Here is a 24,974-nt window from a genome sequence, read left to right on the forward strand (position 1 = left end):
TTCCGGAAGTTTGGTCAGTGCCTGATAGCACTGGATTGACGCATGTTACTGATACGCTGGTTTACTGGTCGCTCGATGGGTGCAAAAGCCGGTTTTGTCAAGCTATCTGGTGCCGCCTCGCACCCAAGCAGATTTCACAATTGGCCCAAAAAGCTATTTCCGGACGAGTTCACGGAATCGATCAATCTCACACTTTGAGCCAGTCCGACTGTGCAAGATATCGCGGTCCGCACAGATTTTTCCATCCCCGGATTTCTCCATATAGAAACCGGAATAGAAACTGCGCGCCTGACATTTTTTTTCGAGCCGCGCGCGAATCCGTTTGCGGTCCTTGGTAATCAGGTCAAGCTCTCTGCCTTCATAGAGCTGCACGCCTAAAATATTCGTCATCGGCAGGCATTTGCCAATTTTCTTTTCCTCGTAAACCGGGGGCGAAGAATTTCGCTGAATATCCGCGAGTGGCATAGTCAATGCCGGGCGACGCCGGGGTACCCGGATAATCACCCGCTTCTCGATACGCACCTGCGCATATCGATCGAACCGGGGCGGGACATAGTGGCCCTCATCCTGGCCCGTTGAACCACTATCTGACAAAGATGATGGCGCATCCTGCGCAGGTAATGCCGCCGGTGCCGGTGCCACCGGGATAGCAAGCAACAATAGTGCAGAAAGCGAAAGACTCACCAGAAACCCTTATTTGTCATTGGCGCGGCTATACCAGTAACGATTGAACACTTGATGAACTGGCCTTCCCGTACGATTAGTCGCGGGAATATATTCCACCATTTCAAGTTTTTGCGCAAGAGTTTGGATTTCTGGAGATTCCTGTTTCACTATCGCGCTCATGCTTCCTATTTGATAGGGAAGTGAATATCTGCTTTGGAGAAACTCATGTCTGATAGCCGGGACTGGCTGCAAGAAATATCCGCCTGTGTCGGGCCCAAGGGCCTGACAATGGATGCCGAGGATATGGCACCCTGGCTGACCGACTGGCGTGGAAGATATACCGGATCGGCCCAGGCTCTGGTGTCCCCGGCATCGACGCGGGAAGTCGCTCAAGTCGTCAAAATTGCCAATGCGCATGCAATCGCGATTGTCCCGCAAGGCGGGAATAGCGGCATGGTCGGCGGCGCTACGCCGGATCAAAGCGGCGAATCGATAATCCTATCGCTGCGCCGGATGAACACTATCCGCAGTGTTAGCCCGTGCGATCAGCTCGCGGTTTGCGATGCCGGCGTCATCCTGCAAAATTTTCACGAAGCACTGGCGGAGCACGGCCAGCGCTTCCCGCTGACTTTGGGCGGCAAAGGCTCTGCAACCATAGGAGGGTTGGTATCGACGAACGCAGGCGGTACACAGGTGCTGCGCCACGGCACAATGCGATCGCTGGTTGCCGGTATCGAAGCCGTCTTGCCCGACGGCAGTATATTGAACAGCCTGGCAGCGCTCAAAAAAGACAATCGCGGTTATGATCTCAAACAGCTGCTTATCGGCGGTGAAGGCACTTTGGGCATTGTAACTGCCGCGACGCTGAAAACCGTTCCCGCGCTGGTTGATCGCTGTGTCACATGGGTCGGCGTGAAGACGCCACAGGCGGCCTATGCGCTGTTCCAGTTTCTCAACGCTCGCGAAAGCCAGTCGCTGGAAGGGTTTGAAATCATCCCGGCGACTTGCCTTGACTCGGTTCTGGAGCATATTCCCGGCACCAGAGCGCCGCTCGCGCAGCCGTCTGCGTGGAATGTATTAATCGAGATAACGCGCGACCAGCACGACGCGACTGATCCCCGAATCACTGCCGAAACTTTGCTGGAAAAAGCGTTTGAAGAGAATCTTGCGCAAGACGCAGCCTTTGCATCCAACGAAACCCAGGCCGAGGCCTTCTGGAAAATTCGCGATTCAATCGCTGAAGCCGAACGCGCGGCCGGGCCCGCCCTGCAACATGACATCAGCGTTCCGATCAGTAAAATGGCAGATTTTATCACCGAATCGACGCCCATCATGGAAGCAAAATTCCCCGGCACCGAAGTGGCTGCCTTTGGCCATATGGGTGACGGCAACGTGCATTATCATGTCAAAGCGCCACCCGGCGCGGCTGGCACCGGCTGGACTCTGGAATATGCGGCCAAGATAACGCCGATGGTTCATGATCTCGTCGTAGCAGCGGGCGGCTCTATTTCAGCCGAACATGGCATCGGTCAAAACAAGCGGGCCGAACTTGGCCGATTGTCTGACAAAGCCCAGCTACTGGCCTTACAGGCGATAAAATCTGCTATTGATCCCAAGAATATTATGAATCCAGGCAAACTAGTTCCCCTTGCGTCAGAACAGCGAGCCTCTTAAAGCAGACGCAACTGTTTATTTTCAATTGACCCGGAGAGACATTTTATGGCCAGCGCGCCCCAACAACAAGCTTTACCCATGTTCTACAAAGACCTGGTGCCGCTCAACAGCAATGATCACAAAAAATGGAAAGTGAAAGGCTTTGATAATGCCGCTTTCATGCAAAGCCAGCATGCCATTCCGATCACTATTGATGAATTTGCCAGCGCCGGACGCAACTACCCAATCGTCTTCTCGACCGGGGAGAATACTGTCCCCTTGATATTGATGGGCCTCAACGAAGGCGTAAACACTTTCATGGACGATGACGGCAAGTTCAATCAGCCAGCCTATGTGCCCGCTTATGTTCGCCGCTATCCATTCCTGCTCGCCAAATTGCGCCCGGATGCTGACGAGCTATCGCTTTGCTTTGATCCGACAACAGAAGCACTTGGCGAGTACAAAGAAGGCGATCCGCTGTTCGACAAAGATCAGCCGACTGACACCACCAAAGGTATTTTGGAATTTTGCGAGCAGTTCGAACAAGCTGGTCAGCGCACCGGCCAGTTCATGGAAGAGCTTAATAAAATGGATCTGCTGATGGAAGGTGAAGTTTCGATTCAGCAAACCGGAGTCGAAAAACCTTATGTCTATCGCGGTTTCAAGATGGTGAACGAAGAAAAATTGCGTGATTTGCGTGGCGATGAACTGCGTAAGATCAACCAGAACGGCATACTGCCGCTTATCTATTCGCATCTCTTCTCGCTGCAGATCATGCGTGAAGTTTTTGCCAAGCAGGTGGAAGCCGGCAAAGTGCCTCAGGTAACTGAAGCGCCCGCCGTCCCTAGCTAGAATCAAGGATTAGTCCCGAAACACAGAGACATCATAATTGGGAGAAATCGCAATGAACCAGCGCAGTAACTATAGCACCACAGCAATATGGTTTCACTGGATTATTGCGATTTTGATTATAACCAATATCGGACTTGCCGAATTTACCGAGGATATGAGCCGCGAAGCACGCGGCCCCTATATGGACTATCATAAAGCCATCGGGATCACGATTTTGTTTCTGTCGATTGGACGACTCGGGTGGCGGCTCGGCCATAAACCACCACCGTTGCCCGCGAATATGCCGGGTTGGCAGACGTTACTCTCCAAAATTAGCCATGTATTATTTTATGTGTTGATGATTGGCCTGCCAATCGGTGGCTGGTTGTGGATGTCCACCTATCCCGCCCCGTTCAGCTATTTTGGGTTGTTTGAGGTGCCGATGCTTCCGGTCGAAGGAAACAAGGCGTTGGGCGAGGCGCTGCACGAAGGGCATAAGCTGGGCGGGAAAATCATGCTTGGTTTGGTCGTTTTGCATCTGCTGGCCGTCGCGAAGCATCATCTGGTTGATAAACATAACCTTCTCGCCCGTATGTGGCCTGGGTAGCGACCGGCCAAATGGCTGCAAAAATATTGATCGTTGCTATTTAACAATATCGGAAAAATTGTGGTTTTGGGGCTTGCAACTGTCCCAAAGAGAGACCACATTATGAATCGTACCGGCCGGTCTCCCCCGATTGGGCCAGTACCGGTGTTCTTCGAGAACACCACCTCCCTGAACCTTGACCACCTCGCCCAGAAAGCGAGGTGGTTTTTTCTTGGGCTTTCAAAATCTCGCATCTTAAATTGATAGGCTTACTCAGCCGCAGCAAGCAAAAATTGACCGTTGATCTGGTCAGCCAGTTTTTCTGCCAAAACCGCGACGTGCCCGATCATGGCTGATAATCCGGCACCCGGTTCCTGAAGGCTTCCATCAAGATAGCAGCTCCGGTCGATTTCAAGCTGAATCGCATGGATATTATTATCCGGCGCGCTATGGCGCTCCAATATATAGCCGCCAGCATAGGGATGGTTGAGCGTGGAGCGCAATCCAGCTCGACTGAAATGTCCCATCGCCAGCTCCGAAAAACGCGACCCGGCGCTTCGCCCGAAACGGTCACCAATGATAATTTGCGGGTTGCTGTTTTGGTCGTCCGGATGATCAAGCGGCGGCATGCTGTGCACATCAAGCAGCATGGCGCAGCCAAATTTCAAGCGAATCTTTTGCAGAATTCCGGATACATGCCGATGATACGGTTCGTGGCAAGTGTCGATCCGCCTTTCGAGGCTCTCCCAACTCCATTTGCGATGCCATAAATTGCCAACTCCGGTTAATCGACGCGGCACCAGGCCCAACCCCCCGCGTACTTTCCGGCTTGGCTTGGGCACCTGCTTTGATGAAAGGCCGATCACCATCTCGGGATCAATTTCATGGCAGCTACGATTGAGATCGATCCATGCGCGCGGTTTATGAGCGACAATAGCGGCGAAACCCGCCTCGACAGCACCGGTAATTAGTCGGTCCGCATAGCGGTCCTCAAGCCGCAGCAGACTTTTTGCCGGGACGGCCAGGTTATCCATGATCGCCTGGGGATACACGCGTCCGGCATGCGGAACACTCAGCAAAACAGGATATTGCAGCTTGTCGATGTTAAAGTCGGAAAATGGCTTCACGTCGGTTGCGACCCCGGTTAGCTGGCCGTAATTGCCGTTCGTTTCATCATTTTGCTTCATAATTTTCAACATTTTGCACGTTTGCCAGTAAAAATCACGAAAATGTTAAGGGATTTGCGCATAAGGTATGCCTCAGGCATATAGTGGCACGAATGATAACGGGACAAGATGACCAATGATTAGAATTCTCCTGGCAGAAGATGAAACCGCCATGCGGGAGCACCTTACCCGTGCCCTTCAGAAAGCCAATTATGAAGTCGTGGCGGTGGATCGCGGCACCGCTGCAATTCCGTTGTTGGAAGCGCAGGAGTTTGATTTGTTGCTCACCGATATTGTGATGCCAGAAATGGATGGAATTGAGCTGGCCCAGCAATGTGCGACGCTTTCCCCCGGCACGCAGGTGATGTTCATCACCGGATTTTCGGGTGTCACCTTGCGTGCCGGAGAATCCGTTCCCAAGGCCAAAATTCTTTCAAAACCATTCCACTTGCGAGATCTCGTTCTGGAAGTTCAGCGGATGTTTGAACCCGATAGTATCAGCGACCTGAATTAAGTCTTGCGCGGATAAGGCCGTCTGGCTAGACGGCCCTCAGTGTGGGCGTATAGCTCAGTGGTAGAGCACTTCGTTGACATCGAAGGGGTCGGGAGTTCAACTCTCTCTACGCCCACCATTTTTCCCTTATTCGAAATAGTGACCTGGTTTACGCAGCCAATGCTCTTGGGGAGCGTGCATCGCGGCTCGGTGGATTGCCATGCCAAGCGGTGTAAGCACGCGTAAATGCACTGAGCTCACTATAACCAAGCTTAGCCGCAATCTCGCCCAACGAGCGGGTGTTTTCGAGAAAATATAACTGGCACGTATCCCGCCGCGCATTTTCCAGAATCTGCCGAAATGATGCACCTTCTGCGAGAAGTTTTCGCCGCATTGTTCGCTCGGCCACCTGAAAGCTTTGAGCGGCTGCGTCAAGATTAAGACCCGGCTTGTCCAGAAGATATATCAGATAATAGTAGCTCAACCGAGCCAGCGACAGTGTATCGTGATCGATCGGTTGGAAATCGGCGCGCTGGTTCTTTCTCGCAGAAACAATCCCGCGATTTTCCATCTGATTGGGCTGCCCCAAAACGCCGGGATAATATTCCAGATAGCTTTGCGGTGCGTTAAAATAGCAGGGAATATGATTCGTTGCACCTGTGGTGCCAATGCCGGCGAAATGTGGCGGTTGGGAATGCTTGAAATATATCGCGCGAACGGTCTGGAAACGACCGGATGAGAGCATTTCGCCAAAGTGAAACACATTTGCGAAAACTATATGCAGGAATTCCGGTGAGGCGACACCGGGGATATTCCATATTAGACGCTCTGCTTCTGGCTGCTTTTCAATGCCGAATATTTCGGTATTTTCCTGATCGCTACCGACGATGTGATAAGCCCCGATCATCCATTTGACCGCTTTCACAAAATTTTGTTCAAATACGGCGGAATAGCCAATATCGGAGAAACCCTGCGGCAACATTTGGTGTCCGATTGCATCATAAATTGCCGGATCACCCAGCTCGTGCGAGGCGGCGTTACAAAAAGCCGATATGCTCGACATATCAAAACGGCGGAGAGGGTTGCGCAAAGCCGATTCTTCAAGATCAAGCGCTGCAAGCAAAACCGGCTTTCGTGCACCTAATGCCTGCGCGCTCTGAAATGCCCGGTATAAAAACTGCGATGAAACTGAATGTGTTGATATGTTGATATGCCCCATAGTATGAAACTACGAAGCGATTTCAGGATCCCTCAACTGGCATTCGATGAATATGTAAAATCAGCGATGAACAGGGACATTATCTCGCTGTAATGAAACGATTTACGCTAATAACGAATGACGCTTGCGCCCCAGGTAAAGCCGCCACCCATTGCTTCCAGAACCAGCAGATCGCCCGATTTAACACGGCCATCACGCACTGCGGTATCAAGCGCAAGCGGGACCGAAGCAGCAGAGGTGTTGGCATGTTGATCAACCGTCTTGATAACCTTGTCGGGAGATAATTTGAGTTTTCTTGCTGTGGCGTCCAATATCCGCTCATTGGCCTGATGAGGCACAACCCAATCGACATCGTCAATAGATTCGCCAGACTCCGCCAGCACTTCTTTCAAAACCGACGACAGGTTGACCACAGCATGGCGGAATACTTCCGGCCCCTTCATCCGCAATTTTCCGACGGTACCGGTCGTTCCAGCACCCCCGTCGACATAGAGCAGTTGATTGTGCGCACCATCAGCATGCAATCGCGTCGCAAGAACGCCCTTTTCGCCTGCTTCCGCCGACAAGATGATCGCACCGGCACCATCTCCGAATAACACGCATGTCGTCCGGTCTTCCCAATCCAGTATCCGGCTGAATGTTTCTGCGCCGATGACGATCGCGTTACGCGCGCTACCTGCCCGGATCATGCTTTCTGCGACCGACAGGGCATATAAAAAGCCGGAGCAGACCGCCGCTACGTCAAAAGCCACGCAGCCATTGCAACCCAGATTTTCCTGCACGGTTGTCGCCGTTGCCGGGAAAGTCTGATCCGGCGTAGCGGTCGCTAGCACGATTAAATCAATGTCGCATGCCGCCATACCAGCAGCATCCAGCGCCCTTTGCGCCGCTTGTGTCGCCAGACTGGAGGTCGTTTCATCATGCTCGGCGATATGGCGGAACTTGATACCCGTCCGCTCAACGATCCATTCGTCAGAGGTGTCAACCCGCTTCGCAAGCTCTGCGTTGGAAACCCGTGTCCGGGGCAAAGCCGAGCCCGTGCCTTTAATGACCGCGCGTATAGCGGCCTGGTCCGTCACTTCGCTGCTGCTGCCGCTGGCGTTGATTGACCAATTTTGGAAATTTCTTCACTGATCCGTTCCAAAATACTATCCTCAACCAGTCGTGCCGCGACTTCGACCGCATTGGCCACGCCTTTTTCATCGGCGCTGCCATGGCTTTTTACGACGACGCCGTTAAGGCCCAAAAATACGGCGCCATTGTGATTATTGGGATCCAGATGGCCACGGAGCATCTCGGTGGCCGGACGAGAAATCAGAAAGCCGAATTTTGAACGGAGTGAACTGCGAAAACTGCGCTTGAGAAGGTCCGTCACAAACCGTGCCGTTCCTTCCAGTGCTTTTAAGGCCACATTGCCCGAGAATCCGTCGGTCACAATAACATCGACCTCGCCGGTAGAAATCTTGTCCGCTTCGGTAAAACCCCGAAAGTCCAGGCTCAAGCCTTTTGCACTGCGCAGTGCCTCTGCGGCATCTTGGATCGTGCCTGTGCCCTTGGCGTCTTCGGTGCCAATATTCAGCAGCTTGACGCTGGGTTTTTCAAATCCGTGCATAATCTTGCTATAGGCTGCGCCCATGACCGAGAACTGAACCAGATTGCGGCTGTCACATTCGGCATTTGCGCCCAGATCCAGCATCACGACATCCGTGTCCTTCAAAGTCGGCAGCAATGCGGCCAATGCAGGCCGGTCGATGCCGGGCATGGTGCGTAACGCAAGTTTGGAAATCGCCATCAAAGCGCCGGTGTTACCAGCACTAACAGCCGCGCTCACGTCGCCGGCCTTTACGGCGTTTACCGCCAGACCCATGGATGTTTTTTTGGAGCCGCGCAGCGCCTGGCTGGGCTTGGCATCTGCCGAAACAACATCTTCGGCATGCAAAACTTCGGAAGCAGCGGCAAGATTAGGATGATCTTTGAGCGCATCCCTGATCTGGGTTTCATCGCCAACAAACAAGAATTGAAAGCCTTCATGACGATGGCGGGCCAGGGCAGCACCTGCCACCATAACGCGCGGGCCAACATCACCGCCCATCGCGTCAATTGCGATTCGCGGCCTCATTCCCACTATATTCCCCTTGAAAGCGCTATTAAAGCCAGAAGCCTAAACGATTAAAGGTCTACAGCCAAGACCTCACGGCCGTTATAATGGCCGCAAGAGCCGCACATATGATGCGGGCGCTTGAGTTCACCGCAATTCGGGCATTCCTGATGTGCTTCGACTTTCAAAGCATCATGTGACCGGCGCATTCCGCGTTTTGACGGCGTCGTTTTTCTTTTAGGTACAGCCATTGCTAAGCCTGTTCTTTAAGTTCAATTATCGATAACCAATGCGGCAATACTTTGGGCTTGTTGATTTTCCGGTAGCTCGCTTCCAAAATGAAGAGAATCACCGCAAAGCCGCTGGCAAGTCGCATGCGAAAGGGCGCGTATAACGATTTTCCTGTGCGTTGCAAGCATTCTACTCCTATAGCAGCGGGATATTTTAACACCGCTTTGGGGGATTTATGATTTTACCGATTACATTGACGATTGCAGGCGCTGCTGCGCTGATAAACATCTGGCTGATGATTCGCGTCGGGCAGGTTCGAACCAGCGAAAAAGTAAGTGTTGGCGACGGCGGTAATGATAAAGTTATTCGCCGGATGCGGGCGCATAGCAACTTCATTGAATCCGCCCCATTTGTCTTGGCGTTAATTGGCCTGATCGAACTGGCAATGGGATCGCCGACATGGCTATGGATCGTCGGCGGCATTTACCTTCTCGGCCGTGTCGCTCATGGCATCGGCATGGATGATGGCAAATTTGGCAAAGGCCGGATGGTCGGTACGCTTGTGACGATGCTTACCCTGCTGGGATTGGGGATTTACGCGATCGCCATACCCTATTTCACCGTTGCGGACGCGAGCACTGCGCCTATCCCGATGGCAGAAGGTGAAACGCTTTAAGACAAAAGGCAAAAAATATTCTAGTTTGAATCTTTCAGTTAGAATATTTTCGTTCCATCAGATGCGCCTTCGGGAATTTTGGCAAAGATATTTCTTATCGACAGGCTATTATATCCTCTAATCAATCAGATGGAGCGGACATGAACCCTTTTACCGATCACCCCAAGGCAGTTGGCGAAACCTATCTTGAGCATTTTGCCACGGCTTCGAGCTTTGGTGTTCCGATGATCATAACCGGATTTGCTTGCCTGCTGCATGGTTTCTTCCCGTTCCTGTTTGAAAAAACCGGCAGCAATCTGGTGCGCAATCTGCATGAGCGCATGGTGACTAACCGCGTGAAACCAAAGAACCTCGATAAGGTCGGCGAACAGCCTTTGGAATGGTGTATCTAGCGCGCCGCCAGCACATCATCGGCAACAAACGCATTGGTGCGCCGCTCATGACCAAATTGGCTGACTGGTCCGTGTCCGGGAATAAACGTAACATCATCACCCAGCGGCCATAGCTTCTGCGTGATCGCGTCGATCAGATCCTGATGATTGCCACGCGGGAAATCCGTCCGTCCGATAGAACCCTGAAAAATCACATCACCAACAACCGCCAGCTTTGATGGTTCGTGATAGAAAATGACATGGCCAGGCGTATGTCCCGGGCAGTGGATCACATCCAGCACCAGATCGCCGACAGTCACCTGATCGCCATCATTGAGCCAGCGGTCTGGCACAAAGCTCTTGGCTTCCATGCCATAACGCGCGCCGTCGCCATCAAGCTGGTCAATCCAGAACAGGTCATCTTTATGTGGGCCTTCAATCGGCAGGCCAAGTTCTTCAGCCAGCATCCCCGCCTGCCCGCAATGATCAAGATGGCCATGGGTGATGATGATCTTTTCCAGATCAACGCCATGTTGTTCCACCGCCGCCTTCAGCCGGTTCAAGTCGCCGCCGGGGTCGCTAAGCGCGGCCTTATTGGTTTTGGTGCACCAAAGGAGCGTGCAATTCTGCTGGAGTGGTGTCACCGGAATAATCACGGCTTTCAAGGGTGCTTCTGTCATGGGATGCTATTTGGCGGTGGCGCGCGCAAGTTGCAAGGGCCGAAAATGCGAGGGGGATTATAATCGCCGCCCGGTCCAAACCACCCGGCCAATAATATTCACTTCGTTGGCATGGACATCGTCCCAATCAGGATATTGCGGATTATCGCTGCGGATCGAAAGTTTTCCCGATGGTCCGAGCGCGACCCGCTTGACCAGCAGCACATCATCCATGCGCAGCACATATATGCCATCGCGAAGCGGGCGCTGGGCGGCACTGTGATCGACCATGATGTCATCACCATCGCACAAGGTCGGGTCCATCGAATCGCCATCAACGCTGATAAGCGAAAGGTTCTTGGGGTCAGCGCCCAATTGTTTCAGCCATTTTGGCCCGAAGCCCATAGCTTCGTGATATTCACCATCATCCGCAATCGATCCGGGGCCTGCGGACGCGCCGATCTGCAATTGCCTGATCCGGAACAAACCGTCTGACGGCTTTCCAGATCGCTTCGATGCGGCGGGCGAACGGCCAACTGCGCCGAGTTGCTCTTCATCCACACCATAGAATTCGGCCAACCGCCGGCGATCATCTTCATCGAGCTTTTTCGGCGTTCCGCGGCGGATATATTGCTGAATATAGGCCGGGTTCTTGCCAAGCATCTTCGATAGCGACGAAAAATCATCGCCGTTTTTACGGATAAGCTCTTCCAGATTTGCACGCGGATCATCCTGCATCATGCTCCGGTTTTAGACGATTGGCCGAAAATGGCAATAGGAAATATCCTAGACATGTAGGAAATTACATTTCAAATAGGATTTTCCCTATTGGAAGCGATTCGCCGCCTCCAACACCGACCGAAACTAGCGGAGAGAGCCAATGCACCTGTTACGAGAAATCGAAAAATTTATGCGCGACACCAATATGCCGTGGACCAAGTTTGGCCGCTTGTCGGTGCGCGACCCGCGCTTTGTCGAAGATCTGCGCAATGGCCGCCAGCCTGGCAATAATATTTCCCAGCGCGTGATCAATTTCATGAAAGAATGGCGCAGCGACCATGCCTGTTAAAGATTGTCCGGTCAGGAAGAGGACGCGGCACATCGTGAAAAATGATGTGGGCAGCCAGCTCACCATGCAATTACAGCAGTATTTTGGACGCTATGGCGAAATTACCCTGAAACGGGAAAAACCCTGGGCGAGCATCACCTTCTCCGGCACGCGGCATTATTTCGAACTAATCACTGAACCGGGCGTCGAGGAAAAGACTGTCAACGCGTTGCTTGCGCCACTGGTCAGCCATGAATTTGACATTTCCGGCCATTTTGTAGCCGATATACTGGTGCACTTACGCGCGCCAGCAGACGCGCGCATTGCCATCGACATTTTGACGATAGTCGATCCGGTGGGGAAACCGGCCGATTAAACTACCGATGCGCTGTCATTTTTTCCAAAGTGCCCAGCGCCGCCTTTAGCGCCGCATCCATATCAGCCTGACGCGCGGCCTGAACTTCCTCTTCGGTTTTTTCGACCGGCTTTAAAGAAGGAACATTAAGCGGTGCCTCTTGGCTGGAGACACTGAAGCTGCCAGCATTTTCTGCAGGTGCCGGTACAACTGACGCAGCTTCCGGGGCAACCGGATCGGCAATGGCGCGGCTCGCGATTTCAAGTTGCTTCAGCCGTGCCAGGCCTGCTTCCAGTCGGCTCGCCAAATCGGCAATCGACAGCGCGGACATATCTTCTTGTGGCTGATCTTCGTGTGGCTGAATTTGTGATTCCGGCGCGGCAACGGTTTGTGCCTGTAAAGGAGCCGCAACCTGCTCTGCAGGCGCTACAACCATATTGGAAAGGTCCAACGCGGTTTCTTGCGCTGGCACTTGATGTTGAGACACATGCTCAACAGGCGCGCGCAACTGCCTATCAGCGACAAACGGAGCCGGCGTGGTCGCCCGTGTTTCAGCCACTGGCGGTTCAGCCTGTTGAGGCGCAGCCGAGGCGGCTTCGAAAGGCTGGATTTTTTCAGCCAATGGTGAACCCAGATCGGCTTCGGCAAAAATTGGACGGCGAGCAGGAGCATCAGGATGCGCATCCGCTTCCCGCAATTTTGGCAGATCAGCAAGGTCCATTACTTTCCTGTCATTTGTCGCGCCCGTTTTTCTCGGTTTCCGCAGTAATTTCTTCAATGAAAATTTGGATTTTTTTACCATCGGTTGCCCCGGATCTGCAACGTTGTCGTCAGAAACGGAAAATTTTGGTAATGCCAAGCCCATGTCAGAGCCCCCTTTTTGATTAAGAAACAGATAAATAATTGACGCAGAAACCAGTCCGGCCGTCACTGCAATAAGCCCCTTCGCAGTGTTCCCCAGCGGCGGCGCAGCAGCGGATATAATTTCAGCTATGCCGGTAAAGCCGATGATTTTTTCCAGATAAACAGCTGGTAATGTCGCAATGACCAGGGCCGCTGCAAAGCCGCCAACAGCAGCCATGCTTGGCTTTTTAAAGCGGGTCAGATCTTGATCTAGCTGGTCCACAATATACTCCGTCGATTCAGGCCGCGCGCTCAAAAGATTTTTGCGCAATCAGCCTTTGGTAAACAGGAGTGTAACGCAAAATGTTTGACGACCAGTTACGATCTGCCTCAACAAATTTCTTTGCTTTTTCAATGGTTTGTGGCCACGCTTCTCGGTTTTCGAACAAATCGGCTAGTTTTTGAGCAATTTTTTCCGGGTTTCCGGCAGGAAATAATGTCCCCGTAACGCCGTCTTCAATCAGTTCCTTATGACCACCAACATCGGATGCGGCGACAAGGCGGCCCTGCGCCATCGCCTCAAGCGGCTTGAGCGGCGTCACCAACTCGGTAAGGCGCATCGCTTTGCGGGGATAGACCATTACATCCATCAAACCATAGTAGCGCTCGACTTCATCGTGCGGAACGCGGCCAGTGAAGGTGATGGCAGAACCCATGCCGGAAGCCTCCATCTGTTCCATTAAGGCTTCTTCCATCGGCCCGCCGCCAACCATTAGCAAATGCACTTTAGGGCATCGCTGCTGCAACATCGGCATTGCTGCTATCAGATCATCAAGACCTTCATAATCATAGAAGCTGCCGATAAAGCCGAGAACCGATTTACCCTGCAAGCCCAACTCAGCACGCAAATTTTCATCCGGCGCTGGTGGCTTGCCAAATAACTCCAGATCAACGCCGTTCGGCGAAACGGTAATTTTCTGCTGGGCAACGCCGCGCGAAACAAGGTCGGATTTCAATCCTTCACAGATCACCGCTACCGCATCAGCGCCGTTAACAACATGGTTTTCCAGCTGCCGGGTCAGCCAGTAACGCGGACTGCCTTCGCGGCCCGTGCCATTACCGACAGCGGCATCTTCCCAGAAGGCCCGAATTTCATAAAGCAAAGGCAGGCCAGTTTTTTGGGCGACCCGTAAGGCTGCCAATCCGTTCAGCGCAGGAGAATGGGCATGGAGCACATCCGGACGCCACTCGCGTACGACCGAGGCAATCCGTTCAGCGAAAACCGCTACCTCGCGCCATTCGCGCACCGGTGATGGGCCGTCAACCGCGGCCAAGGTGCGGTAAAAATCCAAACCGTCGGCCTGTTCCAAAGGCGTCTTTGCTTCATAACCATGCTGGTTTTGCCGCACGCCCGTGACGCCAGCTACGGTCAAACCACCAGCAATCTGCGCCTTCATAATCGCCCGGGTTCTAAAGCAATAGCCGCTATGAAGCGGCAGGCTGTGATCCAAGATATGTAAAATCCGTGTCATGGAAAGATTCTGTGCCCGAAAAGGATTAACGTCCCGTCAACCCAATCCCTGTATCGCGCGAAGAATAGAAACGCGTTTGATGCGCATGGACGGGATGATTTGGATAGATGATCGACAATTTCTCAATCGCGCTGACACATGGTCTGCTGCTGATTGCGGCGTGGCGACTCATTCATCGCCCCGATCTCGATCTCGAAGACCCACCCGAAAGGGACAAGGAACCGAGCGGCTTTGGTGCGGGCAACCAAAATTCGGGAGCAAATCCCGATGCGTGATCTCGTATTCGTCGGCTATTTGCTTGCGCTACTATTTATTGCGTTCAAGCGCCCATTTTTGTTCACTCTGGTCTACGCTTATGTCGATATCATTGCGCCGCAGCGCCTTAGTTATTTTCTTCTCAACAGCATCCCGCTGTCACTAATCGTTTTCGGCCTCGCCTTTCTGGGGTATATGGTTGGTGACGAAAAGAAGGACAGCCGTTTCTCCGTCCGGCAAGGTTTGATGATTTTGTTGCTTGTTTATTGTGGGTACACCACCGTGCAAGCCGCCGTACCGGAAGCTGCCTTGGAAAAATGGGACTGGGTGTGGAAAGCGCTGGTCTTTGCAATCTTCCTGCCGTTGACACTGAAAACAAAATTGCGGATTGAAGCGTTAGCGCTGTTCATGGTGCTCTGCGCAGGCACGCTGATCATCACCGGCGGCATTAAAACACTGGCATCGGGCGGTGGCTATGGCGTATTGGTGCTGCTTATTGATGACAATAGCGGGCTTTACGAAGGCTCGATTATCTCGATGGTTGCGATCTGTATCATTCCGCTTATCCTTTGGCTGGCCAATTGGGGCACGGTCTTTCCGCCAGACTGGCGGGTCAAGCTCTTCGCTTATGCTTTATGCTTTGCCGCGCTGCTCATTCCAATCGGAACACAAGCGCGGACCGGACTGGTTTGCATCGCGGTGCTCGCGGTACTGCAGTTACGCTTCGTGAAATATCGTTTCATTTATGCCGGTCTAGCAGTCATATTGGGGCTAATGGCAATTCCGTTCCTGCCTCAGAGCTTTTCAGACCGGATGTCGACTATAGAGAATTACAAAGCGGATGAATCCGCTTCTACCCGCATCGCCGTGTGGCAGTGGACGCTGGAATACGCGAAAAACAACCCCTTTGGCGGCGGCTTCGATTCTTATCGCCTCAACAAGATCAGCTATGATCTGATCGAAGACCCTGATAAACCCGAAGAAGAGGTAGAATATGAAATTGAAGACGAAGGTCCGATAGAGATTGTCGACGAAAGCCGCGCCTTCCACAGCAGCTATTTTGAAATGCTGGGTGAGCAAGGCTATCCCGGCCTGGTAATCTGGCTGCTTATCCACGGCGGAGGTATTTGGCGAATGGAGGTGCTACGGCGCCGCTACACCAAAACCCCGAAAGAGGGTGAAAAATGGGTCGCGCCGCTCGCCATCGCCCTGCAGCACGGCCATATCATCTATATGGTCGGCGCACTTTTCGTCGGCGTGGCATACCAGCCGTTTATCTATATGCTGGTCGCGATGCAATTGGGGCTCGACACCTATATGTCGCGCCGCTCGACCGAAGCGAAATGGCGCCCTATTGCCAAGCGCTTGACCGGCAAGGCCAGACCCCCCGCATTGCCCAAGCCAGGTCCCGGTTCAGCCCAGCCTTTCACAAATTAGATGACGCCACAATCTGTGATGCTAAGCACCGAACATGGCTTTAACCGTTACCACACAAATTGAACGCTGGCCTGTCGATGGCAGTTTCATCATCAGCCGGGGTGCAAAGACCTATGTTGATATCGTGGTCTGTACGGTGTCGGACGGTTTTCATGAAGGCCAAGGCGAGTCCACGCCGATATATTATGAGGGCGAAACGGCGGAAAGCTGCGTCGGCACGATCGCAGGATTTGCCAACCAGGCCACAGAATTTGATCGGCAAATGCTGCTGCAAGCTTTACCAAGGGGTGCGGCGCGCAACGCGCTCGATTGCGCGCTTTGGGATTTGCAAGCCCGGAAATTGGACAAGCCGCTTTGGCAGGTCGCGAAGCTGCCCAAACCGCAACCCCTCATTTCCGCCTATACCATTTCGCTTGGTGAACCGTCGAAAATGGAAGCTGATGCAAGAGCTGCGGGTGACCGCCATTCTCTGCTCAAACTCAAGCTATCGGGCGATAATGACCATGAAAGGGTCGTCGCCGTGCATCGCGGGGCGCCCAATGCCCGCTTGATTGTCGATGCCAATGAAAGTTGGAATGATCTCGACATTGCGCGAGAGGCTGCGAGATTGGCTGGTTTGGGAGTAGAATTGATTGAGCAACCGGTTAGCGCTGGACGAGACGAATTGCTCGCCGGAGTGCAATCGCCTGTACCTCTATGCGCTGATGAAAGCTGCCATACCGCTGCCGACATCAAGCGCATTGCGCCCTATTATGATGCGGTGAACATCAAACTCGACAAAACCGGGGGGTTGACGGCAGCCATAGCATTAGCAAATGCTGCGGAGGCAGAAGGGCTTAAGCTGATGGTCGGCTGTATGCTGTCAACATCCCTTGGCATCCGCCCTGCATTTGCATTGGCCCAGCGTGCCCGATGGGTTGATCTTGACGGTCCGTTATTGCTGGCGAAAGACCGATCTGATGGTTTTGTTTTTTCCGGTGGCATGATTGGCCCGAAATAAAACGGCCTCCGGTTTGAAGCGGAGGCCGTGTAATTCTGTGTTGGAGAAATATGCTAAAGCGCGACTTTCGCGTGTTCGCCCATTTCGTTACCATCCATCGTCAATCCGGTCATCATCTTGAACATACCGACAATGCCCGGATCTGATTCCCAGATTTCTGCATTGCGAAGGTCAAAGCGCAGCAATAGCAGTTTTGGGTCAAGACGACCTTTTTCGTACCACGCTTCAACTGCATTACTCCACAGCTTGTCGAAAACCGCCGGCTCGGTTTCCTTGGTCAGCGTTCCGCCGATGCAGGCAAAGAGATCATGGCGCTTACTGGCAAATTGCGCCATCGCTGGACCACCACTTGCAAGTCGGTTATCGGTGCTGGTGAAGAACCAGATAGCGCTATCCGCATCTTTATCGAGTTGCGCGCGCATCGGGATTGCATGTGCATTTGATCCCATAATGCTGACCATCACATAAGGGCTGTCGTCTAGGGCTTCCCAAAATTCTTCCTTGATCTCTTGAATATTCTCAGCGGTTTTCATATCGGCGTCTGCCATGTATGTTTCTCCTTCGGGGTTATGAGAAACTTACGCGCAGCATCCAGATTTGTTCCGCGAAAACAGTCGATTTATTCAGATCAAGTTTAGATGCTATCCATGTTTTCAATAACCGGAGCCGCCGCCATGCAAGGTGCCAGCTTTGGCCCAGCCGCCCGGAAATGATCCGACTTGCCGTGGGCATCAAGGGCGGCCTGATCGACATAGCGCTCCAGAACTTTATATTGCTGCGGATTATCACGGCACTGGAATACCGAGTAAAATTCGTTGCCCGGCTCGTTCGCGTGAACTTCCGCCATCAACTCCGAAAACGCGGCTTCAAAAACCGCATTCTTGCCTTCCGCAACCGTCAACGTCGCGATGATACCTACTGCTGCCATAATCTGTCCTTCTGTCTTTTTATAAATGAAACGGGCCGGTGATTTCCCACCAGCCCGTTAGAATGTTTCGCTATTAGAAGATTTCAAACAATCCCGCGGCGCCTTGTCCTCCGCCGATGCACATTGTGACGACCGCATATTTCGCGCCGCGACGTTTGCCCTCAATCAGAGCGTGCCCGGTGCAACGCGCGCCGGTCATACCATAGGGGTGACCGATTGATATCGAGCCGCCGTTTACGTTGAGCAACTCGTCAGGAATGCCCAGTTTCTGCTGGCAATATAGCACCTGCACAGCAAAGGCTTCGTTCAATTCCCACAGACCGATATCGTCCATTTTCAGATCAAAGCGTTCAAGCAATTTTGGGATTGCGAAAACGGGACCAATGCCCATTTCATCAGGCTTCGTGCCCGCTACCGCCATGCCGACATAACGGCCAAGCGGATTAAGGCCTGCTTTTTCAGCAGCCTTTGCTTCCATCACAACGCTGGCGGATGAACCGTCAGACAGCTGCGATGCGTTACCGGCGGTGATGATTTTATCTTCGCCGAGAACAGGCTTCAGAGACTGCAAACCTTCCAGCGTTGTGGTCGGGCGATTGCCTTCGTCCTTGCTGAGTGTAATTTCGTGCATCGAAATCTCTTTGGTTTCCTTGTCCTGCACGCCCATTATTGCCGTTACTTCGACTATCTCGTCGTCAAATTTGCCAGCTTCCTGTGCTGCTGCGGTGCGCTGCTGCGATTTCAGCGCATATTCGTCGCAAGCTTCCCGCGAGATCTTATAGCGCGCACCAACGACTTCAGCGGTTTGGAGCATCGGCATATAAATATCGTCGTGCATTTTAAGCAGTGCTGGATCCGGTGCAACGCGCATTTCTGGGGTCTGGACAGTAGAGATGGACTCTTGTCCGCCGCCGACAACAACATCCATGCGATCAATTGTGACTTGCTTGGAAGCCGTTGCAATTGCCATCAAACCGGAAGAACACTGACGGTCGAGCGTCATGCCCGGAACTTCGATAGGGAAGCCAGACCGCAAAGCTACGTTGCGTCCCAGGTTGCCGCCCTGCGATCCCTGTTGCAGGGCGCTGCCCCAGACAACATCATCAACCATGGCGGGATCAATGCCCGCGCGTTCGACTGCTGCCTTTGCGGCATAGCTGCCCAGTGTCGGGCCGGGAGTAGCGTTAAATGCGCCTTTATAGGCACGGCCGATAGGGGTACGGGCGGTAGAAACGATGACTGCGTCACGCATGGTGAAGTTCCTTTTATTGTGAATTTATGAGTCGAAATATGACGCTAGTGTCCCTTTTAATCGGTCAATTAACAAGGTTTTTCTTTGAAACGCACCTGACGTTACGGCACGCTAGCCCTCTTTGGCAGCGATTCCGAAACCGCCTTCCGGATAAGGCATGATCATTTTGCCATCAGGCGCAGACGTAAAGGTAGTTTGCGTGGGATAGGCAAATTCAAAACCTTCCTCGTTAAATGTCTGTAATATCGCCAGCCCGATCTTGTGACGCCCCTCAAACACGACTTCATAGTCGCTGCTCAAAATATCGAAATCCAGTTCAAAATTGATCGAGCTATCGCCAAATCCGACAAAGCCGGACCGGATAAATACCGCATCATTCGATTCGACTATTTTCTTGAGCAATTCGGGAATGCGGCGCGCCTCTTTCGGTTCGGTTTGGTAGATCACACCAATGCCAAAGCGCGTCCGGCGACGGTCGAGACGGGTCATATTGATAATTTCTTTACCAAGCAGGTTTGTGTTGGAGATGATGACTTCTTCGCCGGTAACTGATCGCAATCGTGTGCTTTTCAGGCCGATTTTCTCGATCTTACCAATGGTCGTATCATAGGTGATCGTATCCCCGCGGCGGAACGGTTTGTCGAAAATAATCGACAGAGCTGCGAATAAATCGGAGAATATGCCCTGCGCAGCGAGGCCGATAGCGATACCACCGACACCCAAACCCGCAACAAGCCCGGTTACATCAACACCCAGATTGTCGAGGATCATGATCGTTGCGATGGCGAACAGGATAAACGTCACGAACAGCCGAATAAGCGCCATTGCGTTCGCCAAGGTCTCATTTTCCAAAGGATCGGCGGTAAGTCTGCGGTTAAACAACCCTAAAATGATTTCGCGTAACCAAATGGCCGTCTGTAAAATCGCTGAAATAGTGAAAAACACATGGATGATTTTGTCGATGCTGAAAGGGGCGTAGGCAAAAGTCACAACCAGTTCGGCAGAAACCATGATTCGGAAGAATCGGCTTGTGCGTGCGATCGCCTTAATCAGGATCAGCTTATAGTCGGTCAGACTTTCGCTTTTGTTGACGTAGCGCGAGGCGTATCTTTTTACGACGCCCAGAACGACGTAAATTGCAACACCGATAGCGATGGCAACAATCAGTTCGATATAGTGGGTCGAAAGCCAAAGACTGCTATCCGAAACCAGCGTATTAAACGATTTAGCAAAGTCCGGAATTGTCGGCCCGACGGGTGATGCTGTAGCATTGGTCATAATTCTGTCCGCTAGTCGGGGTCGGGATAAAACACAACCCGTCTGTCGGCTTTCGGTTGCATCATGTTGACCGTTGAGCGGCGATTAAAAACTCAACATTGCCTTTGGGCCCAGTTATTGGACTTGTGGTTAAACCCAGCACGGACCAACCTTGCGCTATCAGCCATTGCCCGACCTTGTCACAGACAGCTTTGTGCACCGCTTCATCACGCACGACACCGCCTTTGCCAACATCAGCACGCTCGGCTTCAAATTGCGGCTTGATCAGCGCAACCAGTATCGCGCCCTTCTTGGCGAAACTGATCGGTCGTTCCAACACCTTGGTCAGCGAGATAAAACTGGCATCGCATACTATCAGATCAACAGGCTCGGTTATGTGCGCCTCGGTCAATACCCGCGCGCTGGTTTGTTCGTGCACAATCACCCGCTCGTCTTGGCGCAGCTTCCATGCCAATTGGTTGGTCCCGCTGTCCACGGCGTAAACCTTCGCTGCACCCCCGCTGAGCAACACATCGGTGAATCCGCCGGTGCTACTGCCGACATCAATAGCGGTCATGCCAGTCACATCAATTTCAAAATGTTTTAGCGCATGATCCAGCTTCAATCCCCCACGCGACACCCACGGATGATCCTTGCCTTTCAGAACAATCTCCAGATCGGACGCGATTTTTTGTCCCGGTTTTTCGATCTTTTGTCCGCCAACCATCACCAGACCCGCCATGATATAGGCTTGCGCTTTCGTGCGGGTTTCCGCCATGCCGCGATCAACCAGCAATTGATCAATGCGCAGCTTAACGGTTTTCTCCGGTTTGGTTCCATTATAGGTCATGCAAGATTGGCACTAGCCTAAGCCATTGGTTTTGACCATATTCGCTCGCTATGAGAATCACGGTAAATAATTTTTCGGCAATCGCCACTGTGTTCAGCCTTGCAGCGTGTTCGACGGCTCAGCCCGAGCCAACACCAGCCCCCGCGCCCGCTCCGGTTGTTCAGACATCGACTCCTGCGCCAGCACAGGTACCAGTAAGCGATGATTGGACCGAGTGGCCCATCGCGCCGGGCACATGGGTTTATCGCCAGGATGATCGCGGTTCGATCGCGCTCTTTGGCCCGGCAAACGCCGATGCAACACTGACAGTCCGTTGCGATCGCGACCAGCGACAGATTTTCCTGTCGCGGGCGGGCCAGGCAACCTCGGGCGCGCAGACCACGTTGCGGGCCAGCTCTGGTTTACAATCCTATCCAACCCGCAGCACGGGCAGCAGCTCACCCTATTACTCCGCACTAGCTTTGGCTCCGGCGGACTATATGCTCGACCGCATAGCCTTTAGCCGTGGCCGGTTTGCGGTCCAAACAACCGGGATGCAGCCACTAGCTATCCCGGTCTGGGCAGAGTTTGCGCGTGTCGTGGAAGATTGCCGGTAACGAAGCGGTGTTTTCTAGTTCCGCATTGGTTTGAGACGGCCCGCTTTAATAGAACCCGTAATATTGACAGCAAAATAAATAATTTCAAGCCTTGTGCGTAGCCATAAATTGATTCACATTGAAACCGTCGAACAGCGGAGAAAATTCAATGCAACAGTTCGTATATTTTTCAACAGCGAAAGGAGGTGGTCCGATGTCTCATGGTTCAGTAATAGGATCGGAAAAATCCGTTCGGGGAGCATATTTGATCTAACGATCAGGTTACCCGGCAGCGGCACTTCCATCCGCTGACTCATGCTTAGAGGCTGTCGGTGCAATACCGGCAGCCTCTTTTCATTTCTGGATAATAATATATCCCAACCGCTATTCGCCGCGTTTAATCAGCGGCTTGCCTTTATGTTCCTCGGTTTCTTCAAGATATTCCTCACGGATCATAAAATCTCGTAACCCGATACGCACTTCGCGCAAGAACTGCACAAGTGCGACGGAAAGCAGCATTATCGCGAGAATGAAGGCACCGGCAATCACCTTCGACATGTTGATGCCAGTAAGGCCCATCACGAAAAGCAAACCGATCAACGCACAAGCAACAATGGCGCTGATCACGCCTAGAAAAATCGCGCTGTTCACCGTTTTGAGCCGCAATTGAATATCGTGCAGTTCATTGACCACAAGATCATGGTCGCGACCCTGTGTTTCCTTGAACAATTCCTGCAACGCTCTGGAGCGATCGATCACCCGCGCCAGTCTGCCAGCAAAAAGCCCGAGCATCGCGCCAATAGCGACCAACAGAAAAGCAGGCGCCATGGCGGTTTGCAATACGGTGACGATATCGCCCTTGGCAAATATCTCTATGGAATTCATGGGTGCATCCTTATCCGCAGGGTTAATCCGACCGTCGGTTGCTCATTCCATAGTGACAGGCCAAAGCGTTCGCAATCGGCCCTGGCGCGGTCCAAAATTGCCGGCGGCACATCTTCATTTGCAAAAATCTGGTCCGCTTGCCCAAGCAAGCGCGCTTCGCGAATCGTGAGATCGTCGGGGTCGGTGCTGGACAATAGCAAATCAACAACGTCCGAAAGCTCAGCCGCGTGCGGCATGGCGAGCCATGTCTCCACGGCATCAACGTCGTGGTCGGCCAGAACATCCAGTGGCCCGCCCGGATCAAGCGCCGCGTCGATTGCCTTGCGGCGATCAGCGCCTTCTGGCCAAATGTGTTTGATCCGCTCGCGGGCTGCAAAAAGTGTTTTCGCCAGCACGCCGAGATTGCCGGGTATCATGCGCTCCAGTCTTTGCCGCAAGGCCTTTGCAAGCCCCGCTGATGCGCCGCCTGTTCCGACTGCGATTAGCACCGGATCGCGGTCAATAATAGCGGGCGTTGTGTAATCGCAAAGCGCAGACCGATCGACGGCGTTGATCAGCAAACCTCTCGCTTTGAGACTATGAACCGCAGTCACTGCCGCCTCATCGTCTTCAATGGCAACCACCGCCAACGCGGCATCAGCCTCTTCATCATCGGTAAGGATAGCCCCGGCGCGTTCATATAAACGCCGCTTGGCGTCCGCCATTTCACCAGTCCCGAGCAATATCACTTTGCGCCCTTTCAGGTTCACAAAGATCGGCAGCTGATTCATTGGCCTGTTCCGCTAGACAAAATAACATGAACAGATAACGTTATCATTTCAACCAGTCCGGCACTTGCTCCGCCGCCATGATTGTCGCTGGCTCAATCCGTTCGGCAACCACCGCATATTTGTCGCCATCGACAAGAACCTCGGGCACCAGCGGGCGACTGTTATAGGTGTTGGCCATCGTTGCACCATAAGCGCCAGCTGTGCGAAATATACCAAGATCATCAGTAGCAACCCGGTCCACCTTACGCTCCTTGGTAAAAATATCACTACTCTCGCAAATCGGTCCGACAATGCTAGCTATCATTGTTTCGCCTGTGGGTTCCACCGCCTCAAAATGATGCCATGCATCATATATCGCAGGCCGCATCAGATCGTTCATCGCCGCATCCACAATCACAAAGTCGCTATTCACACCCGGCTTGATACGGATTACCTGTGTCGCCATGATGCCGCTGTTGCCAGCGATCACCCTGCCCGGTTCAAACATCAGTGTTACGTTCCAGCCTTTTGTTACCCGCTCCACCATAGCGCCATAATCGGCCGGGCTTGGGGGATTATCCTCTGGCTTGTAAGGCACACCTAAGCCGCCGCCCAGATCAACATGGCTGATTTCATGGCCAGCGCCGCGCAATTGCTCGACCAGTTCACCCATGCGCGCATAGCATTTTTCCAGCGGGTCGAGGTTTTGCAGCTGACTCCCGATATGAACCGCGACGCCGCGTAGATTCAGCCCATCCAATTTGGACAGTCGCGCATAAATATTTGGCGCGACATCAATGCCCACGCCAAATTTATTCTCTTTCTTACCGGTTGATATTTTCGCGTGCGTACCGGCATCCACGTCGGGATTGACGCGCAAAGTTGCGGGCGCTTGCGCGCCACGAGCGGCAGCAATTTCCGCCAGCAACTGGCCTTCTTCTTCGGATTCCAGATTAAACTGGCCAATGCCTTTATCCAACCCGAGCGTTAATTCTGCGCGGGTTTTGCCAACGCCGGAGAACACAATATCTTCAGGCTTCATGCCAGCGGCCAACGCTCGTTCCAGTTCTCCGCCAGATACCACATCCGCGCCGTAGCCCTGATTGGCAAGCACCCGCAGCACCGCCAGATTGGGATTGGCCTTGACGGCAAAAGCAAGATGGATCTTGCCGACATCTTTCAGGCCTTGACGAAATACGCGAGCGTGCCGTTCCAATGTTGCGCGGGAATAGATATAGACCGGCGTTCCCACCTCTGCTGCAATCTGCGGTACGGGGATATCTTCTGCGTAAAGCACGCCGTTTTTGAGCTGAAAATGGTCCAAGGATTCTGGCTTTCACGAAAGAGTGTGAGGAGAAA

At 52.9% G+C, this 24,974-nt stretch carries 31 protein-coding genes and 1 tRNA gene; 13 read left to right on the forward strand and 19 right to left on the reverse strand.

Annotated elements, in window-relative coordinates; all coding sequences use genetic code 11:
- Positions 1-153 precede the first annotated feature (153 nt).
- Positions 154-684: a hypothetical protein gene (locus HF685_RS09040; protein WP_168819436.1), complete on the reverse strand. Its 531-nt coding sequence runs from the start codon at positions 682-684 to the stop codon at positions 154-156.
- A 207-nt stretch (positions 685-891) separates the two neighbouring features.
- On the opposite strand from HF685_RS09040, the gene HF685_RS09045 reads away from it, so the two are divergent.
- Genes HF685_RS09045 through HF685_RS09055 form a run of 3 tightly spaced genes read left to right on the forward strand, consistent with a single transcriptional unit; the run spans position 892 to position 3,757 of the window.
- Complete coding sequence (locus HF685_RS09045; RefSeq protein WP_168819438.1) at positions 892-2,340, forward strand: FAD-binding oxidoreductase; 1,449 nt, start codon at positions 892-894, stop codon at positions 2,338-2,340.
- A gap of 45 nt (positions 2,341-2,385) precedes the next feature.
- Complete coding sequence (locus HF685_RS09050) at positions 2,386-3,171, forward strand: SapC family protein (protein ID WP_168819440.1); 786 nt, start codon at positions 2,386-2,388, stop codon at positions 3,169-3,171.
- Positions 3,172-3,223: 52 nt separating this feature from the next.
- Positions 3,224-3,757 (forward strand): cytochrome b, encoded by a 534-nt coding sequence (locus tag HF685_RS09055; RefSeq protein ID WP_168819442.1) that lies wholly within the window; start codon positions 3,224-3,226, stop codon positions 3,755-3,757.
- Positions 3,758-4,005: 248 nt separating this feature from the next.
- On the opposite strand, the gene HF685_RS09060 is transcribed toward HF685_RS09055, so the two are convergent.
- On the reverse strand, positions 4,006-4,923 hold the full coding sequence (locus tag HF685_RS09060; RefSeq protein ID WP_211051088.1) for an N-formylglutamate amidohydrolase: 918 nt from the start codon (positions 4,921-4,923) through the stop codon (positions 4,006-4,008).
- Positions 4,924-5,038: 115 nt separating this feature from the next.
- Here HF685_RS09060 and HF685_RS09065 point away from each other — a divergent pair, with 115 nt between their 5' ends.
- Entirely contained in the window at positions 5,039-5,416 is a 378-nt protein-coding gene (locus tag HF685_RS09065) for a response regulator (protein ID WP_168819446.1), read from the forward strand.
- A 43-nt stretch (positions 5,417-5,459) separates the two neighbouring features.
- Positions 5,460-5,534 (forward strand) — tRNA-Val (locus HF685_RS09070).
- A gap of 30 nt (positions 5,535-5,564) precedes the next feature.
- Here the strand turns inward: HF685_RS09070 and HF685_RS09075 are convergent.
- The 5 genes from HF685_RS09075 to HF685_RS09095 form a co-directional block, all read right to left on the reverse strand.
- Positions 5,565-6,614, reverse strand: a complete 1,050-nt coding sequence (locus HF685_RS09075) for a helix-turn-helix domain-containing protein (protein ID WP_168819448.1) — start codon at positions 6,612-6,614, stop codon at positions 5,565-5,567.
- A gap of 107 nt (positions 6,615-6,721) precedes the next feature.
- A complete protein-coding gene (locus HF685_RS09080) occupies positions 6,722-7,693 on the reverse strand; it encodes a beta-ketoacyl-ACP synthase III (RefSeq protein ID WP_281352766.1) in 972 nt (323 codons plus the stop codon).
- Positions 7,690-8,733 (reverse strand): phosphate acyltransferase PlsX, encoded by a 1,044-nt coding sequence (plsX, locus tag HF685_RS09085; protein WP_168819450.1) that lies wholly within the window; start codon positions 8,731-8,733, stop codon positions 7,690-7,692. The genes HF685_RS09080 and plsX overlap by 4 nt, the downstream gene beginning before the upstream one ends.
- A gap of 50 nt (positions 8,734-8,783) precedes the next feature.
- The gene (gene rpmF / locus HF685_RS09090; RefSeq protein ID WP_168819452.1) at positions 8,784-8,963 is read right to left on the reverse strand and encodes a 50S ribosomal protein L32; all 180 of its coding nucleotides are present in this window, start codon (positions 8,961-8,963) and stop codon (positions 8,784-8,786) included.
- Between the two features lie 2 nt (positions 8,964-8,965).
- Positions 8,966-9,127, reverse strand: coding sequence for a hypothetical protein (locus HF685_RS09095; protein WP_168819454.1), 162 nt, complete (start codon positions 9,125-9,127; stop codon positions 8,966-8,968).
- 51 nt (positions 9,128-9,178) lie between these two features.
- Here HF685_RS09095 and HF685_RS09100 point away from each other — a divergent pair, with 51 nt between their 5' ends.
- Together HF685_RS09100 and HF685_RS09105 are read left to right on the forward strand one after the other, a co-directional pair.
- Positions 9,179-9,619 carry an MAPEG family protein gene (locus HF685_RS09100; RefSeq protein WP_168819455.1) on the forward strand — a complete coding sequence of 147 codons (441 nt, stop codon included), beginning with the start codon at positions 9,179-9,181 and terminating at the stop codon, positions 9,617-9,619.
- A gap of 140 nt (positions 9,620-9,759) precedes the next feature.
- Positions 9,760-10,011 carry a DUF6356 family protein gene (locus tag HF685_RS09105; protein WP_168819457.1) on the forward strand — a complete coding sequence of 84 codons (252 nt, stop codon included), beginning with the start codon at positions 9,760-9,762 and terminating at the stop codon, positions 10,009-10,011.
- On the opposite strand, the gene HF685_RS09110 is transcribed toward HF685_RS09105, so the two are convergent.
- Entirely contained in the window at positions 10,008-10,670 is a 663-nt protein-coding gene (locus HF685_RS09110; protein ID WP_281352767.1) for an MBL fold metallo-hydrolase, read from the reverse strand. The two genes, HF685_RS09105 and HF685_RS09110, sit on opposite strands and share 4 nt — an antisense overlap.
- 57 nt (positions 10,671-10,727) lie before the next feature.
- Entirely contained in the window at positions 10,728-11,387 is a 660-nt protein-coding gene (locus HF685_RS09115; protein WP_425500186.1) for a S24 family peptidase, read from the reverse strand.
- Positions 11,388-11,529: 142 nt separating this feature from the next.
- Here HF685_RS09115 and HF685_RS09120 point away from each other — a divergent pair, with 142 nt between their 5' ends.
- Both HF685_RS09120 and HF685_RS09125 read left to right on the forward strand, forming a co-directional pair.
- Entirely contained in the window at positions 11,530-11,718 is a 189-nt protein-coding gene (locus HF685_RS09120) for a hypothetical protein (RefSeq protein WP_168819460.1), read from the forward strand.
- 34 nt (positions 11,719-11,752) lie between these two features.
- Positions 11,753-12,073 carry a hypothetical protein gene (locus HF685_RS09125; RefSeq protein WP_168819462.1) on the forward strand — a complete coding sequence of 107 codons (321 nt, stop codon included), beginning with the start codon at positions 11,753-11,755 and terminating at the stop codon, positions 12,071-12,073.
- A gap of 1 nt (position 12,074) precedes the next feature.
- Here HF685_RS09125 and HF685_RS09130 read toward each other — a convergent pair whose 3' ends face one another.
- Entirely contained in the window at positions 12,075-13,178 is a 1,104-nt protein-coding gene (locus HF685_RS09130) for a hypothetical protein (protein ID WP_168819464.1), read from the reverse strand.
- Positions 13,179-13,194: 16 nt separating this feature from the next.
- A complete protein-coding gene (locus tag HF685_RS09135) occupies positions 13,195-14,427 on the reverse strand; it encodes a TIGR04063 family PEP-CTERM/XrtA system glycosyltransferase (RefSeq protein WP_168819466.1) in 1,233 nt (410 codons plus the stop codon).
- A 107-nt stretch (positions 14,428-14,534) separates the two neighbouring features.
- Here HF685_RS09135 and HF685_RS09140 point away from each other — a divergent pair, with 107 nt between their 5' ends.
- The 3 genes from HF685_RS09140 to dgcA are packed head-to-tail and all read left to right on the forward strand — an operon-like array spanning position 14,535 to position 17,119.
- A complete protein-coding gene (locus HF685_RS09140; protein WP_168819468.1) occupies positions 14,535-14,702 on the forward strand; it encodes a hypothetical protein in 168 nt (55 codons plus the stop codon).
- The gene (locus HF685_RS09145; protein ID WP_168819470.1) at positions 14,695-16,119 is read left to right on the forward strand and encodes a putative O-glycosylation ligase, exosortase A system-associated; all 1,425 of its coding nucleotides are present in this window, start codon (positions 14,695-14,697) and stop codon (positions 16,117-16,119) included. The genes HF685_RS09140 and HF685_RS09145 overlap by 8 nt, the downstream gene beginning before the upstream one ends.
- Before the next feature lie 34 nt (positions 16,120-16,153).
- Positions 16,154-17,119, forward strand: coding sequence for an N-acetyl-D-Glu racemase DgcA (gene dgcA / locus HF685_RS09150; protein WP_168819472.1), 966 nt, complete (start codon positions 16,154-16,156; stop codon positions 17,117-17,119).
- Between the two features lie 53 nt (positions 17,120-17,172).
- Here the strand turns inward: dgcA and HF685_RS09155 are convergent, their stop codons facing one another.
- The 5 genes from HF685_RS09155 to HF685_RS09175 form a co-directional block, all read right to left on the reverse strand.
- A complete protein-coding gene (locus HF685_RS09155) occupies positions 17,173-17,667 on the reverse strand; it encodes a pyridoxamine 5'-phosphate oxidase family protein (protein ID WP_211051090.1) in 495 nt (164 codons plus the stop codon).
- A gap of 86 nt (positions 17,668-17,753) precedes the next feature.
- Positions 17,754-18,047: a putative quinol monooxygenase gene (locus HF685_RS09160; RefSeq protein ID WP_168819473.1), complete on the reverse strand. Its 294-nt coding sequence runs from the start codon at positions 18,045-18,047 to the stop codon at positions 17,754-17,756.
- Between the two features lie 73 nt (positions 18,048-18,120).
- Entirely contained in the window at positions 18,121-19,299 is a 1,179-nt protein-coding gene (locus HF685_RS09165; protein WP_168819475.1) for an acetyl-CoA C-acyltransferase, read from the reverse strand.
- 111 nt (positions 19,300-19,410) lie between these two features.
- The gene (locus tag HF685_RS09170; RefSeq protein ID WP_168819477.1) at positions 19,411-20,577 is read right to left on the reverse strand and encodes a mechanosensitive ion channel family protein; all 1,167 of its coding nucleotides are present in this window, start codon (positions 20,575-20,577) and stop codon (positions 19,411-19,413) included.
- 61 nt (positions 20,578-20,638) lie between these two features.
- Entirely contained in the window at positions 20,639-21,406 is a 768-nt protein-coding gene (locus HF685_RS09175) for a TlyA family RNA methyltransferase (protein ID WP_168819479.1), read from the reverse strand.
- Between the two features lie 50 nt (positions 21,407-21,456).
- Between HF685_RS09175 and HF685_RS09180 the strand changes: the two genes are divergently transcribed.
- Positions 21,457-22,002 (forward strand): hypothetical protein, encoded by a 546-nt coding sequence (locus tag HF685_RS09180; protein ID WP_168819481.1) that lies wholly within the window; start codon positions 21,457-21,459, stop codon positions 22,000-22,002.
- Between the two features lie 363 nt (positions 22,003-22,365).
- On the opposite strand, the gene HF685_RS09185 is transcribed toward HF685_RS09180, so the two are convergent.
- From HF685_RS09185 to lysA, 3 genes are read right to left on the reverse strand one after another with little or no spacing between them, the layout of a single operon-like run.
- Positions 22,366-22,866 (reverse strand): DUF2721 domain-containing protein, encoded by a 501-nt coding sequence (locus HF685_RS09185; protein WP_168819483.1) that lies wholly within the window; start codon positions 22,864-22,866, stop codon positions 22,366-22,368.
- Positions 22,863-23,636: a precorrin-2 dehydrogenase/sirohydrochlorin ferrochelatase family protein gene (locus HF685_RS09190; protein WP_168819484.1), complete on the reverse strand. Its 774-nt coding sequence runs from the start codon at positions 23,634-23,636 to the stop codon at positions 22,863-22,865. Before HF685_RS09190 ends, HF685_RS09185 begins: the two co-directional genes overlap by 4 nt.
- A gap of 43 nt (positions 23,637-23,679) precedes the next feature.
- Entirely contained in the window at positions 23,680-24,939 is a 1,260-nt protein-coding gene (gene lysA / locus HF685_RS09195) for a diaminopimelate decarboxylase (protein ID WP_168819485.1), read from the reverse strand.
- Between the last annotated feature and the right edge of the window lie 35 nt (positions 24,940-24,974).

It is taken from the genome of Parasphingorhabdus halotolerans (assembly GCF_012516475.1).
Lineage (GTDB): Bacteria > Pseudomonadota > Alphaproteobacteria > Sphingomonadales > Sphingomonadaceae > Parasphingorhabdus > Parasphingorhabdus halotolerans.